Here is a 13,472-nt window from a genome sequence, read left to right as displayed (position 1 = left end):
CGTTTCTTTCCGATTTTCCTCTGACTATGCCGGTTGGATTGGCCGGTTCGTTTGTTAAAGGGTGCTAGTCGTCTTTTCATTCTTTCCAATGCTGTACGGGCGCAGCTCCGTTTCTCAAACACCCCCACAATGAGGAATGGATGAGGTTCGTTTTCGCCTTCGCCGATTTCCTATCCTTCTCCCAAAATGAGGCTGCCAGAGCAGTGAATTGGACCAGCGCGCGGTCCTTAGCGCTTTCTGGGCTGAGTGACTTAACAGCTGTTAAGTTGTTCGACCCAGGAACGTTGGTCCGTGACCGCATCCAAACGATCGTCGGCTGGGCTTAACAGCTGTTAAGTCTGCACCCGAGTGTGCTGACGCGATCACCGCTGGAGGTTGGCGTATTAACCGACATGTGCATTAAAGGCCCATCTACGAAAAACGCCTTGAAGAATCGGAGCCTGTCATGCATCCATGACGGAAACGAGCGCGTATTGCGTCCTAAACCGTCAAGAGGAATAAATGCTTCAACCGGCTTCTCGGAGCGTCACCGATACCGCATCGAAGATTAGCAGCTACACATCGAAGCTGTCGGCGGAATTGCATGAAATGCGAGAAGGCTTTTATCCGCCGACCGCCAGGAAAACGTTCGCACGTACATTCTCCACCACCGACCTCGCGCGATTGCTGAAGGTTCCGGAAAGCACCTTGCGGAATCTCACGATCGAGGGAAAGGGGCCCGTACCTGAACGGGCGGACAACAATCGTCGTACCTATACGGTGGAGCAGGTGAAAGAGCTGCGCACGTTTCTCGCGGAGCTACGGCCGGACGAAGCTCAATCTCTTCTGCCTCATAGGCGTGCTGGAGAGAAACTACAGGTAATCGCCACGGCGAATTTTAAAGGTGGAAGCTCCAAGACGACAACATCTATCCATCTCGCCCATTTCCTGGGACTTCAAGGTTATCGCGTTCTCTGCATTGATCTTGACCCCCAGGCGTCGATGACGGCTTTGTTCGGTATCCAGCCGGAATTTGATCTAGGCGAGAATGAGACCGCCTATGCGGCGATTCGGTACGACAACGACCGGCGTTCGCTTGCAGACGTCATTCGGACGACTTACTTCCCGGGTGTCGATCTAGTGCCGGGAAACCTCGAACTAATGGACTTCGAGTTCGACACGCCTTCCTATCTCACGCAGAAAAATCGTGATGACCTCGGATTGTTCTTCGAGCGCCTCAACAATGCGATAGCACGCGTGGAGGATCGATATGACGTCGTTATTCTCGACACGCCCCCGTCGCTTGGCTACTCAACGCTCGCAGCACTCTATGCAGCGACTTCCATGATCATCACCGTGCATCCTGCGATGCTCGACGTTGCATCGTGCAACCAGTTTCTCATCATGATTTCCGACCTTGCCGAAACATTGGCGCAGTTCGGCGCGCGGTTCGATCATGACTTTTTCCGCTTCTTGCTGACACGCGTAAACCCCAACGACGGACCGCAGAAATACATGTCGGGTGTCATGCGACGCCTTTTTGGAAGCGAAGTTCTCGTTGCAGATGCACTCGAGTCCACCGCTATCGCCGGTGCGGCAGTGGCCAAAAAGACGCTTTACGAACTTGAAACAGGCGAGGTCGGTCGAGAGGCGCTTAAAAGAGCTATTGAAAGTGCCGACCGTGTCAATTTTGAAATCCTTGAACTCATCCATAAAGTTTGGGGGCGTAGTGCATGAAAAAAAGCATTCTCCAGCGGATGGCCGCGGATGCCGAGAATCGCGGTGATGCGGTTCCTTTAGGCGATGGGACGGAGCCGATTGGCCTTATTCGTCGTCACTCGTCGCCCGTCATTTCCAATGTAGGAAGGGCGCTTTCCCATCTCAGCGAAGACGTCATCCTTTCCCTCGATCCCACAAAGGTAGAGGTTTCGCCCTTTAAGGACAGGTTCGACTACGATGCGCAAGCCGATGAAAAATTCGAGGCGCTGAAGGTCTCGATAGCCACTGAAGGCCAGAGAATTCCAGTTCTCGTGCGGCCGCATCCAACTGAGAGTGACCGCTATCAACTTGCATATGGACGTCGCAGGCGGGATGCCATATTGGCGATTATGGCGGAATCGGAGCGTCCCGAAACCATCAAGATCAAGGCCTATGTGCGTCTCCTGACCGACCGTCAGTTGATCGAGGAGCAGACGCTCGAAAACGGCCCACGGGAGGATCTCAGCTGGATCGAAAAGGCCATGTGGGCGGTGCAACTGAAAAACAGCGGCATTTCTCAACGTGAAATCGCTTCGATCATGGGTCTATCTGAAGTCTCGGTCTCGCAAATGTTCCGCGTAACATCTGTCATCCCGCAAGATATCATATTCGCCATCGGTCGTGCACAGCCCGTTGGCCGCCCGAAATGGACTGCGTTTGCAGAGCTGCTGAAGGACGCGCGTCAGGCTGACACCGTTCGGAAAATCATAGCTACGGCAGAGTTTCAACAGGCAGACGGCGCTGGGCGTATCACCCAGGCGATGCGAGCGATGCTCTCGCCGGTGTCTACCGCAAACAAAGATGCCCAAGAAGAAGATCTCGATTTTGCAATTGGCGAGCGCATCTTTGGACGAATGAAATCGACTGCTTCGGGGACGATCGTGACGATCCCGAAGAAGGAGCAGGTTTTCGCACGGTGGTTGGCAGAACGAATGCCCGAACTGATGCGTGAGTTCAACGCGGCCGATCTCTCGCAGTAAGCGGGAGGTGGGCCGAGAAGATCAACTGGTCGAAAGGAGAGACCGCCGCAAAAGAAAAAGACCCCCAAAGCGATACCGCCGTGGAAGTCTTCCTCTGAACTAAGCAACCAGAGAATCGCATTTCCACGAATCACTGTCAAGAGTTTTTGGCGCCGTTTTGGTGAGTAGATTTCTTTTGCCTTCTGAGAGGTGAAGGAAAATGCAAATTGGACGCGTAACAACGCCTCACGGGCGAGCGATGACGCTTGCCCTGGTGAGAGGTCAGCTCGAGACGGCGGACCGCGATCGGGGCAAAAAGGTCAGTAAGTGGAAAGTGTTTAACGACATTGGCGAGGCGAAGGATATGCTCGGTCTACAGGACCGGTCGATCACGCTGTTGCAGGCACTATTAAGCTTTTATCCAAGCGACGAGCTATCCGACGAGGATGGCGGCCTGGTCGTTTTCCCGTCGAACAATCAGCTGTCGTTGCGCGCGCATGGTATAGCCGGGACGACCTTGCGGCGGCATCTGTCGGCGCTGGTAGACGCGGGCTTGATCGAACGACGTGACAGCCCGAACGGCAAACGCTACGCGCATCGGGGTAGGGGAGGTGAGATCGAGGCTGCATTCGGCTTCAGTCTAGCGCCCCTGCTCGCCCGCGCCGCTGAAATCGCGAACCTTGCCCAGCAGGCCGCTGCCGAACGGCTCCGCTTCAAGCGGACCAAGGAAGCGCTGTCTTTGTGCCGTCGCGACGTGCGCAAGCTTATCTCCGCTGCCATGGAGGAGGGTGCCAACGGCGACTGGGCGACGACTGAAGCCATGTTCATCGCCCTTATGGCCCGCCTTCCGCGTTCTCCGAGGCGCGAAGACGTCGAGGCGGTGCTCGAGGAAATGGAGCTTTTGCGTGAGGAGATCATCAACCAACTGGAAACTCAGTTAAAAGCAGAAAAAAAGGACGCCAATGACATCCATCATGGGTGTCACATACAGAATTCAAAACCAGAATCCCTCCGTGAACTTGAACCTAGCTCAGAAGAAGAGCAGGGCGAGATCTTGAGCCAAAAAACCAAACGGACTGCCGAACCGTTGAAGGCATTTCCGTTGCCGTTGGTGTTGAGGGCCTGTCCTCAGATCGCCGACTACGCGTTGGGTGGCCGGATTGAGACCTGGCGCGATTTAATGGCGGCGGCCGTCACGGTTCGGTCGATGCTAGGTGTCAGCCCGTCCGCCTATCAGGAAGCGTGCGAAGTGATGGGGCCTGAAAACGCCGCGGTTGCCGCTGCCTGCATCCTGGAGCGCGCCGGGCACATCAATTCGCCCGGCGGCTACCTCCGTGACCTAACACGCAAAGCAGCGCGAGGCGAATTCGGGCTGGGACCTATGCTGATGGCAGCGCTGAGGGCCAATGGCAGCGGCGAGAAGCGAAGTGCATGACCGTTTGCCTTCCGTCGGTGTCAGGAAATTTCTGGGATTCGCTCCGCGATCTTCACGAGATAGTCGTCAATCGCTTCCTCGATGTAGGAATTGAATTTGCGCCGCTCGATGGCCGCGAGGATCTTCAGCGTCTTATGGACATCGGCGCGGATACGGATACCGGTCGTGATCTTCTCTGCGTCGCGGTACCGTTTGCCGGCGATGGGATCGCGGCTCTCCCCCTTGGCCACGAGGTCGCGGAACTGCGTTTGCCGTGCCTCCGGCTTTGACGATGCGGCATTGTCAAAGCCGGTTTTCGTCGCTTGACGGGAGGGTGTGAGCTTCTCGCGCACGAACGGCCGGTCGCGGCCCGTCGAGATCAAGCCGAGAATGAGGTTTTTGCTGTTTGCTTCTTCGTTCATTGCGTCGCCTCATCGACCCTCGACCTATAGAGGGTGAGAAGTTCCTCGAGTAGCGTCTCCATTTCGGCGATCGCTTTCGAGTCGGATTTAGCGACGGTTTGGAGCGTGCCAGCCGCGCCGATCGATTGATAAGCAACTCGTCGCGCAATCGGCCGCGATGCCATGGCGACGCCACTCTCGCGCAAGATTTCGCGTAGAGGCTCATGCACCTTGGCGCGTCCGATGACCAGATCGTGCTGGTTGATGACGATCAGCGCCGGCAGCTTACGCTTGCGGTCTTCTTCGATCACAGGGATGTGGTTTAGAGCGAGTTGCATGCCGGCGACCACATCGTCCTGGGTCGTTTGAAGCGGGATAAGGACAATATCGGCGCAGTAAAGACCGGCGAAGAGGTTCTCGTTCGTTGTTCCCTCGATGTCGACAAAGACAATCTTGCCTTCCTGCTGGCGCTGCAGCGCTATATTGTAAATAGCATTTGAATCGAGGCAGCTTTCCGCCTTCAGCCGGTCGGGCCAAAGGTCCATTTGTTTCGACATCGAAACCCAACGCATCGTGTTGGCGCGACTATCGGCGTCGATGAGATGCACATCGTTCCCAGCATGGGCAGCCGTACCGGAGAGTGCGCGAACGAGTGTCGTTTTTCCGGTTCCGCCCTTCGGATTGGCGATGGTAACGATCATGACGGCTCCTCGAATAAAGTAAATCATAGTTAAGCCAGTTGCTCTCTTTTCGCAAGTGAACCGTCCCCATTGTTCGTTCACCGTTGATGATTGACGATTGATGATTGGCCTTCGACAACGGGCAATCAGCAACGGACAATTGCCAGTTGCCCGTTGTTAATGAGCAACTATACCGCGGTTAATTGTTTGTTGTTAATGGTTAATTGGCAATTGTTCGTGATGTCGCGGTCAACGAGAGCGTCAACAATGGGCAATTGTTCATATGACGCGCTTAGCCAGCCCGGTGTCTGTCAGGGCAGTAATGTCGCGAGGATCTAAACGTCTGGGGCTGGGGGCAAGTTAAATATAGTTGTGTTTTCTGTGGCAGGATAGTCAAGTTTGTGGTACAAACTCGACGTCGCCCCGCCTCCGGCAGGGCTCAGGTTCGCGCCGGTGGCGCTCTGGGTCGCCTCCGGCAACCTGACAAGAGGAAGGGAACACGATGCGCAGCGAGGGGGTCAGGGTGCGTCTGAGACCACAGGAGCGGCAAGCTCTTGCGGACCTTTGCAGCCCCAATCGCACCGCCAGCGACGTGATCCGGCTGCTGTTGCGCGAGAGGGCCGGTCTGCCGCTCCCGGTTGGACCAGCCGAAGCGCTGGTCTTGCGCGGCCTCAATGAGGAGCTCCGGCGCATCAGCATCAATCTCAATCGGGCTGTTCGCGCGATGAATGAAGGGCGCGTCGGTTACGAGCCGCATCTCGACGCCGCGCTGCGCCTCCTCCAGGCGGGTCTGCTGCGCCTGCGGGCCGATGTCGATCTGATGCTGCGGATCAGCCGGCAGGAGCGCAGGAGAGACAGCCATGGCTTATGACTGGTCTGGCCTGCTCGAGGATATCAAGAGCTCTGTGGTGCGGCGGGCTATATCCCTTCTCGATGAGGAAGAAGAACGTCGCCGCCAGGCGGGGGCTTTGCGGATCGCCATGGCCGCTGAGCCGTTGCAGCGGCGGTCTATGCCCTCGGGTATTCTCAGGAAGAGCCGAATGGCCACCGTCTGTGCCGATGAGACGACCATCGACGCTCTCCTGCGGCCGGCGCGGGCCGCGCCACAGGACATCATTGCCCTGGTCGAGACACTTGGTGCGAACGTGAACGCGGAGATGGAGGAGGAGCGCCGCAGGTCGGGCGGCGGGGGAGGGGGAAGGATCAAGGGGGCTGGTATCGTCCCGTCACTTGCTGCTCGGCCATCTGCCGCGAAACCGGCATCAGCGCAGAGCACAAGCCGTGCGGCTATCGCAGCGGGTGCCCAGCCCGTGGTGATCAAGGTGACATCGACGGTTTCAAGCAGGGCGTCGGCCGCCGGCCTGATGACCTATCTGGGAACGCGCGAGGTTGAGAAGGAGAACGGTGAGAAGGGAAAAGCGGACATTCCGATCTTCGACCAGGAGGGGCGCGCGATTGCGAGCCGCGAGCAACGCGCCGCCGCCCTTCAGGACTGGCTATCGGAGTTTCGCGAGCCCTACGCCGTGGATGCTGTTGCCACTCTTTCGATCAAACTGGCTGAGGCGGTCGGCAACGACACGCTGCACGACGCGCTGAATGCGGCCTTTGCCACCAGGCCGTTCCTCTATTCTCGCCACCCGGATGGAAGCGTCTCCGTTTATGCCGTCACGAACTTGCCTGCGAAGAAGATCGCTGGTGCGCTCAGGACACGGAAGAAGGAGGAAGGGCCCGCGCGCATGCTCGACAAGGCCGAGGCGGATATTGCAGGCAGGATGTCGCACGCCGGTGTCCTGGCCACGGTGCGGATTGTTGGCGCTGCGGTTTCGGGCAAATCGGGCCGATATTTTCTGGAGAAGTTTCTCAGGACCGAGAAGCACGTTGTCACCAGCGCCGGCGAACCGGTCAAGCGGGGCGTAGCGGTGAAGGATATTGCCGACGAGGTCTGGCGCGGCTGGGCGGCAGACATCCGAACCGTAGAACCGCGCAACGCCTTTCATGTGATTTTCTCTGCCCGTGCGGGGACGGATGCGGATGCGATGAACCGCGCCGTGCGTGATTTCCTCAGCGAACAGGTTGCGGGCCATCGCTGGATCACGGCTCATCACCCGGACACCAGCCACGTGCATGTCCACGCGATGATCTCCGCGCGAGACGACGTCGGCAAGGCATTGCGCCTGACCAAGCCGGAACTCTATGCATGGCGCGAGCAGTTCGCGGCAAAAGCACGCGAGCACGGCATCGCCATGGTCGCCACACGCCGCGCCGACGTGGCAGCGACACGGCCCTATAGCCAGGCACAGGCTGGCGCCTCTGAGCGCGGTCGCATCGATCCACGCTACCTCAAATCCGCTGCGGTCCACCAGCGTGTCGAGCGCAAGCGGGCAGGTGTCGTCGATCGCGCAAGCCTGGCGAATGGCAGTCTCGGCCTTGCACCGAACTGGCGGGCGACGGCAGCCGTGTTGAAGCAGGCCGGTGCCAAACCATCGGTCATCGAAGCCGCGGATCGTTTTGCAGCGGCAGCTGCCGGGCAGGTTCAAAAGATCGCGGCCCAACCTGCCAAGGGGTTCGTCCTCGTTCGTGTTGCGGTCGAGCACCCAGCGGATCCGGGTAGCGTGGTCGCGGCGATCCAGAGCGCGATCGGTGTTGGTCGTGAGAATGTCGCGATCGAGGGCCGCTCGATCCTGCTTCTCATGCCGACTTCGGCGAGCGTCAGCAAGATCGAGCGCGAGCTGGCGCGGCACAGCGATGGGATCAGCCCCGGCGCCGAGACGAATGCAGTTGCTTATGAGGCTGAGGCGCGCCTGATGACGGTCGGATTGAAAGCAGCCGTGACCGTCGAAGCCGCCGGCTCGGCAAAAGATGGCATGCCGACGGCCTGGCTGCGCAACCGCCTCGATGCGCATCGGCGACGGGCGCAGCCGGCGAAGCAGCTTGCAGAGATCATGACATCACTGTTGGACCTCAAACAGCAAAAGGAGAATGCTATGGCCCTGTCGCTCGACCAGTTCGACGAGCGCGTTGCGCGCGCCAACAAATCGATAGATCGTCTCGAAGGGATGGTCGACAGCAGCACTGAGCGTCAGGCAGTCGACGCGATACGGCGCGAGATCTCTGCACTGTTTGAGGAACAGCGACGCGATCTTGAGATGCGGCAGCTGCGGTCGGTAGAGGAAACCGCCGGGAGTTCGGGGACGAGGCAAGCGCGCGGCGCGGAGGAGGGGCAGCGACGAGACCAGCCGGCTGTTCCTACCATCGATCCTGCGATCACAGCCCAACAGCAAGCCATAGCCGCTGCGAGAGCCGCGCGAGCCATCCGTGAGCAGGCTGAAACATCAAAGAACGCGCGAGACGAACAACGCTCTGAGATCCTTCGTCGGGCCGAGGAAGCTCGTCAACGCGAGAGCAGCCGAAGCGAGATGGATCGGGACTAGGTCTCGTCTAAAAGAGATTTGTTCGCCCATGTCGCCGCTCGACGGAGAATTACCAAAGGGCCCCGCGCCTCATCAAGCGGGGACCCATTGTGCCGGAGCTTTCGACTTCTACCGGCCCGGTAAGAAACCATGCGAATGTGTCGATCGTCAACGACAACGACAAGCGTCGACGCCCTTCAAACGTCGGGATGAACGAAAACCCGTTGAACGAGGCTGCCGTGGGTTCGCAGAAGAAGCCCTATGCCGAGGGACCTGTGACAGTCGGCGTTCCAAATATGCTCTATCGCCGATTGCTTGTTAAATCGTATCTCCCTGTCGATCTGCGCCCGCGGCGTATCGCAATCGTCATTAGAGTGACGAAGCCATTACGCGCAGAACCGGGCGCCTAGAAGGGACGTACATTCTCGGCCTTGGACTTGCCGGTCTTCAATCCTGGCTGACGTCATAACTGACTTTGGTGTCGTCGCGGAGCGGCCCACCATCCAGCACAGCAGAGACCTGAACGAAGACACCTGCCCGCCGCTCTCCGGACTGACGAAACCAAAGCCTTTTTCCTGGTGGAAAAATTTAACCGTTTTCGTCGCCATGTTACCCTCGCGGTTCGGCGCACTCTTGAAATAACTATAAATTAGGTTTTACCCCGCTGGCGCGCAAACACGTGTCCGCAAAATGGGTACCCTGTGACTTCCGAAGACATACCTGGTCTATTGATTATCAAAACTGAGTTGCAGTTCCCGTGCGCGCGTCAGATAGAGGGACGCCGACGACGTTGGCAAACCTCAATTGCGGCGAAACAAGTGGTTGGCTGCCCATAGAGGACGATTATTGGTTTCTCAGCTTGGTTGAGGAATGGATTGAAGGCAAAAAATTTTATAGCTGAAGTGCGACGTCGTTATGGCGGGTTACTAGCGGACCGTGGGATAGTACGCGCGGCGGCAGTCGTCGACTGCAAAGGTTGATCGGGGAACCTTTGTGGGCACTGGCTCAACCAAAACGGCGCTATAGCACACTGCCGGACCGGTGGAGCGAGAGACTGGCTTTGGAAGCGACTCAAGATGGGACAACAGTGATACGCTGGACCATATTCTCGAGCAGCGCTAAAATCCGAAGATCCGCGTAGGATGACACGATTCTTGTCCTAAAATATCGATGCGGCTAGGGCCGCTTGTAGTGTCATCCTCTGAGAAAGGCGGTCCTTGGGAATGGGGACGGTGTCCGATGGCTATACCGGCGTCATCACGAATATGGCGAGGCATTTACGGGTCGGGAGATTCCCCGACCTTTGACCGTCATTGGATCATCGAGCCTACAAACCTGCTGCCTTGGTCAAATTCACACGAAACCGATCCCGCCGCCGCTGATATCTTCGGGTCATCTCTGCGGACGCGTGCCCCAATTGCTTCTGGACATAGCGTTCGTCGACCTCAGCGGAGGAGGCAAGACCAGCCCGCAGGGAATGGCCAGAGAACTTGAAGGCACGTTCAATTTCGCTCAGATCGCCGCGAACGCCTGCGGCCATTGCCGCCCGCTTCACCAGCCGCGCCACTTCCTTATCGTTGAGACGGTCGGGTCCCACGCCTTTGCCTTGTCCCGTCACGCGACGAAACAGAGGTCCATGGGCGAGCCTGGCGAACTTGATCCAATTCTCAGTGGCCGCGACCGGGCAGGTGGGATCAGCTGACCCGCGACCAATTTCCACCTCTCGCCATCCGGTTTTACCGCGCAAGGTAATAAGCATGCCTTTGTCGAGGATTTCGATCCAACCGCGCCCGTCCTCCGTCTGGTCGGCTTTGAGATCGAGGCCAACGATCTCGGAGCGTCGAAGACCACCGGCAAAGCCGATCAGCAACATGGCCCGATCTCGCATACCGCGGAGAGAAGCGCGGTCCAGTGTTTCCAGCATAGCGATGATATCGGCCGCCATGACCGCTTCTTTCTGAAAAGGAGGCTTGGCGTGGCTGTTGCGGATGCCGGCCATGACGGTAGCAATATGCCTGTCTTTGCGATCGAGTGTTAAGCCGCGCTGAGAAAAGCTCCAGGAGAGGGAGGAGAGGCGTCGTTCGATGGTCGTGACCGCATTGGCTTTCATGCCGCGCTCGGCCGCACCCGACGCGCAGGCGGTGATGTAAAGCCCGACAGTTTGGGGATGCGGGGGGAGGGGAGAGAGGCCCGATCGGCGGCACCAGGCGGAGAAGTGCTTCCAATCGGCGGCATAGGCTTTGCGTGTATTGGCGGAACTGGCGGCTTCGACATAGCCGCGGGCGCGATCGGCAAGGTCGGCGAGATGAGCTGGTGGGTGATCATCGTCGGCAATGGAGGGGAGTGCGCTATCGCCCGACACCTCCAGCGCAGAAACATCACCGCCGGAGGCTGTGCTGAGAGACGGCGCCGAGATCGCCTCGACATGATTTTCGCTGTTTTGCTCGATGATTTGGGCCATTTCTCTATAATGACAAGAACGTCCGATAATGCAACATTATCGGACATTATTAATTGGCTACGGACCGTGCGGTTTCGTGCGTTCATGCTGGTGTAAACCGCGCGTCTAATCTATGCTCCGTTTCATGGATTCGCTTGTCTCTAACGCTCTAACTATGCCGAGCTGGTCGCCCCGCCTGCCGGGCTGGGCGCGGCCGCGAACTCACGACATTACCGAATCTGACGCCGCCTTCGCTGCCGGTATCGCCCTGAAATCGCTAGATGATTTGATGCGAGCTGACCCGCCTTGGCTCGGCTGCTGGCGTGATCGCCTCGCCCTCAAGTCAGCTGCTGTCGCGGGCCGGATGCTTGGCCGCAGCGAGGACGAAACCGGTATCCGCGATGCGATTTTGCTGACCGCAACCGGCGACGATCCCGGGCCGGCCGGGAGAGTGTTTCTGGCCACACGAATGCTGGCGCGTCGATCCGGGACGATCACCACTTCGTTAATTCAGGAAATCGCAGTCCTCCTAGACATTAAGTGGGACGAGAGCCTTGCGTCCATCTCGGACATCGTCGATTCTGCAAATCAGTCCGGGCGAGCAGCACCTTTCGCGGTGGCGGACCTCATAACGGCGATCTCTGCAGTTCGCCCGGACACCGAGGTGCTCGCCCTCTCTCTGGCCGACGTCGTTCTCGCGCGCAAGCTGCACTGGCCACAATCTGTGCCGCTTCTGCTGACCGAGCGCTTTGGTCCGGCATTCCGCACCATCGGTGGCCGCGGTCGCGTGCGGCCGGGAGAGCCAGCCTATCCGAAAGCAATCTGCCTGGCGCTAGTTGACGGCGTTGAGACAGCGCTGCGGTCCGCTGTGGAAATCGATCGCCGCGCCGCGCGACTGCTGGCAGTGGCGCCGAAAGTACGGACCAAGGGCGCCGAGGCGGTGATCCGTCGATTGCTCACTGAAGACGCTGTTCCGGCGTCGGCGTCAGGATCACAATTGTCGCGGTGGGCGGCCAACCGATTGTTCGACCGTCTGGAAAGTTTCGAGGCGGTGCGCGAGTTGTCCGGCCGCTCCGCTTTCCGGATTTTTGGATTGTGAGGCGGTTGGCATGAGCGCAACAACGCAATCCGGCCAAAACAAAAAGAACAAAGCTCAGGACAATGTTCTGTTTGATCGGGAGCTGAAGGATATTCCGGCCGAGATGCGATGGCGGGAATGGATGATGAGGGTAGAGGCGGTGATCTTTGCTTCCGCTGAGCCGGTCAGCCGTGAGACTCTGGCGGGGGTGGTGGGAAAAGATTGCAGCGTCGATCTGCTAATTGATGATCTCGTCGAGGAACTTCGAGATCGGCCATACGAATTGGTGTCGGTCGCTGGCGGCTGGCAGCATCGTACCCGGCCGCGGTACGCCGAGACGATTCGGGCTTCTTCAGCGCCGACAGGGGGAGGGGCGGCGGCGCTCTCCGAGTTCGAGGCGATGGTGCTGATGGCGGTGGGTTTTTTCCAGCCAATTACCCGCGGCGAATTGTCGAAAATTTTTGGCAAGGAGGTCAGCCGCGACGTCATCGGCAATTTGCGGGGTGCGGGTTTCATCAGCTCGGGGCCGCGTAGTCCGACGCCGGGGGCGCCTTATACCTACGTGACGACGCCGCATTTTCTATCGGCCTTTGGTATGGAGACATTGCGCGATCTGCCGAACATCGAGGCGCTCGAGGATGCTGGCCTGCTCAGCCGAGACGCGGTTCAAAATGAAATCGCCGCCTCGGAAGGCGGCGGCAGCGAAACGGACGAAGAGGCGTTCTCCATTGAGTGAGGCGGGTCGTTTCCAACCGGCCATCCGGACAGTACTGACCAGCATCGCCGTCGAGCCAGCGCCGCTGCTTCCTCGCTGGCTCATCTATGATTTGTGAAGAAGCATAGCCCTTTTCGTGAAAAGCTATGCTTGATACAGGTGCCGATTGCTTAGGCGAGCGCACCTGCGTTCGCGGTGAGCGTCGCGGGCGTGATCACGCTCGAAACGGAGCTTGCCAGGAATGCCACGGCATTCGCGATCTCCTTCGTCTCGCCGTAGCGCCCCAGCGACGTCAGGCTTCGCTGGAAGCCGGCAGCCGCGCCGTCTTCTGGATTGGAATCCGTGTCGGTCGCTCCAGGCTGGACGAGGTTCTGTGATGCCCGATGGTCCTAGTTCGCGGGAACGGCCACGCGTGAAGGATGTCATCGCCGCCTTCGACATGGCGTAGAATATCGTAAGAGCCTCGGCCTGAGCATTTAAAACAGTCCAAGTTTTTAGCCGCACCCCCACTGGCTCAGTTCCGCGTGGAAACCAACAGAATCTCATCAAGAGCTTAAAAACCCGACCAAGAACCCAATTTCCCACGAGAGCATTGCGTGATGAGGACGGGTGCCATATATGTAGGTATGTTCCTACAT

At 58.5% G+C, this 13,472-nt stretch carries 11 protein-coding genes and 2 pseudogenes; 8 read left to right on the top strand and 5 right to left on the bottom strand.

Annotated elements, in window-relative coordinates:
• The first annotated feature begins 501 nt into the window (after positions 1-501).
• The 3 genes from repA (at position 502) to repC (ending at position 4,131) form a co-directional block, all read left to right on the top strand.
• Positions 502-1,716, top strand: a complete 1,215-nt coding sequence (repA, locus tag BLX89_RS21830) for a plasmid partitioning protein RepA (protein ID WP_075293094.1) — start codon at positions 502-504, stop codon at positions 1,714-1,716.
• Complete coding sequence (gene repB / locus BLX89_RS21825; RefSeq protein WP_075293093.1) at positions 1,713-2,717, top strand: plasmid partitioning protein RepB; 1,005 nt, start codon at positions 1,713-1,715, stop codon at positions 2,715-2,717. Before repA ends, repB begins: the two co-directional genes overlap by 4 nt.
• A gap of 199 nt (positions 2,718-2,916) precedes the next feature.
• Positions 2,917-4,131: a plasmid replication protein RepC gene (gene repC, locus BLX89_RS21820; RefSeq protein ID WP_075293092.1), complete on the top strand. Its 1,215-nt coding sequence runs from the start codon at positions 2,917-2,919 to the stop codon at positions 4,129-4,131.
• Positions 4,132-4,151: 20 nt separating this feature from the next.
• Here repC and BLX89_RS21815 read toward each other — a convergent pair whose 3' ends face one another.
• Positions 4,152-4,532, bottom strand: a complete 381-nt coding sequence (locus BLX89_RS21815) for a hypothetical protein (protein WP_075293091.1) — start codon at positions 4,530-4,532, stop codon at positions 4,152-4,154.
• The gene (locus BLX89_RS21810; RefSeq protein WP_075293090.1) at positions 4,529-5,212 is read right to left on the bottom strand and encodes a ParA family protein; all 684 of its coding nucleotides are present in this window, start codon (positions 5,210-5,212) and stop codon (positions 4,529-4,531) included. The genes BLX89_RS21815 and BLX89_RS21810 overlap by 4 nt, the downstream gene beginning before the upstream one ends.
• 481 nt (positions 5,213-5,693) lie before the next feature.
• Between BLX89_RS21810 and BLX89_RS21805 the strand changes: the two genes are divergently transcribed.
• From BLX89_RS21805 to BLX89_RS21795, 3 genes are all read left to right on the top strand, one after another.
• Positions 5,694-6,062: a hypothetical protein gene (locus tag BLX89_RS21805; RefSeq protein ID WP_075293089.1), complete on the top strand. Its 369-nt coding sequence runs from the start codon at positions 5,694-5,696 to the stop codon at positions 6,060-6,062.
• Positions 6,052-8,622, top strand: coding sequence for a relaxase/mobilization nuclease domain-containing protein (locus BLX89_RS21800; RefSeq protein WP_075293088.1), 2,571 nt, complete (start codon positions 6,052-6,054; stop codon positions 8,620-8,622). The genes BLX89_RS21805 and BLX89_RS21800 overlap by 11 nt, the downstream gene beginning before the upstream one ends.
• 89 nt (positions 8,623-8,711) lie before the next feature.
• A complete protein-coding gene (locus tag BLX89_RS21795; RefSeq protein WP_143523722.1) occupies positions 8,712-9,011 on the top strand; it encodes a hypothetical protein in 300 nt (99 codons plus the stop codon).
• Here the strand turns inward: BLX89_RS21795 and BLX89_RS25135 are convergent.
• Both BLX89_RS25135 and BLX89_RS21785 read right to left on the bottom strand, forming a co-directional pair.
• Positions 9,008-9,209: pseudogene (locus tag BLX89_RS25135) on the bottom strand (cold-shock protein). The gene BLX89_RS21795 and the pseudogene BLX89_RS25135 sit on opposite strands and share 4 nt — an antisense overlap.
• A 719-nt stretch (positions 9,210-9,928) precedes the next feature.
• Complete coding sequence (locus BLX89_RS21785) at positions 9,929-11,062, bottom strand: site-specific integrase (protein WP_075293086.1); 1,134 nt, start codon at positions 11,060-11,062, stop codon at positions 9,929-9,931.
• Positions 11,063-11,186: 124 nt separating this feature from the next.
• Between BLX89_RS21785 and BLX89_RS21780 the strand changes: the two genes are divergently transcribed.
• Together BLX89_RS21780 and scpB are read left to right on the top strand one after the other, a co-directional pair.
• Entirely contained in the window at positions 11,187-12,140 is a 954-nt protein-coding gene (locus BLX89_RS21780; RefSeq protein WP_075293183.1) for a DUF1403 family protein, read from the top strand.
• Between the two features lie 10 nt (positions 12,141-12,150).
• Complete coding sequence (gene scpB, locus BLX89_RS21775) at positions 12,151-12,855, top strand: SMC-Scp complex subunit ScpB (protein ID WP_075293085.1); 705 nt, start codon at positions 12,151-12,153, stop codon at positions 12,853-12,855.
• Positions 12,856-13,004: 149 nt separating this feature from the next.
• Here scpB and BLX89_RS21770 read toward each other — a convergent pair.
• Positions 13,005-13,281: pseudogene (locus BLX89_RS21770) on the bottom strand (SDR family oxidoreductase); the annotation flags it as partial.
• Between the last annotated feature and the right edge of the window lie 191 nt (positions 13,282-13,472).

The sequence above is a fragment of the Pararhizobium arenae genome (assembly GCF_001931685.1).
Lineage (GTDB): Bacteria > Pseudomonadota > Alphaproteobacteria > Rhizobiales > Rhizobiaceae > Pararhizobium > Pararhizobium arenae.
This window is presented reverse-complemented; position numbering and strand designations above follow the sequence as displayed.